1 pseudogene is annotated in these 962 nt (G+C 66.2%); it reads right to left on the minus strand.

Going from position 1 to position 962, the window contains the following annotated elements:
* Positions 1–962, minus strand: a pseudogene (locus B2W70_RS09295) (excinuclease ABC subunit UvrA); the annotation flags it as partial.

Below are 962 nucleotides of genomic sequence, written 5' to 3' on the forward strand. Positions count from 1 at the left end.
CACGGCGGCCGAATCGGTCTCTTTGAAGCGGCGCTCGAAATTGGGGATGATGCCTTCGAAGGCGTGCTCTCGCTTGACCTTGCGCTTCTTGCCCGAGGGCCCGTCCGACTCGTAGACGAACTCGATCTCTTCTTCACCCGAGCCGTACAGCATCACCTGCTGGATGCGTTCGGGCAGCTCTTCGAAGGGCTGCTCCATGTCGACGTCGTAGTGCTTGCCGACGGCCTCGACCATGCTGTGGGTGTAGGGGTTGCGGCGATCCCAGCCCTTGACGGCGCCACTGGCCAGGCTCAGTGAGGGAAAGGCCACCACGCGCTGCGGATCGAACGCGATGACGTGGCCCAGGCCGTCGCAGGTCGGGCAGGCGCCCACCGGCGAGTTGAACGAGAACAGGCGCGGCTCGAGTTCGGACAGCGAGTAGCTGCACACCGGGCAGGCGAAGCGCGCCGAGAACAGGTGCTCTTCGCCCGAGTCCATTTCGAGCGCGATGGCACGTTCGTCGGCCAGGCGCAGCGCGGTCTCGAAGCTCTCGGCCAGGCGCTGCTGCATGTCGGGGCGCACCTTCAGGCGGTCGACCACCACGTCGATGTCGTGCTTCTCGTTCTTGGTCAGCGGCTTGAGGTCGGCGACCTCGACCACCTCGCCGTTGATGCGAAAGCGCACGTAGCCCTGGGCCTGCATGTCGGCAAACAGGTCGGCGAACTCGCCCTTGCGGTCGCGCACCACGGGCGCGAGGATCATCAGCTTGGTGTCTTCTGGCAGGGCCAGGGCGGCATCGACCATCTGGCTCACGCTCTGGGCGCGCAGCGGCAGGTGGTGGTCGGGGCAGAACGGGGTGCCGGCGCGGGCGTAGAGCAGGCGCAGGTAGTCGTGGATTTCGGTGACGGTGCCGACAGTGGAACGCGGGTTGTGGCTGGTGGCCTTCTGCTCGATGCTGATGGCCGGCGACAAGCCTGCGATCA

Source organism: Aquabacterium sp. UBA2148 (genome assembly GCF_002328915.1).
Classification (GTDB): Bacteria; Pseudomonadota; Gammaproteobacteria; order Burkholderiales; family Burkholderiaceae_C; genus Aquabacterium; species Aquabacterium parvum.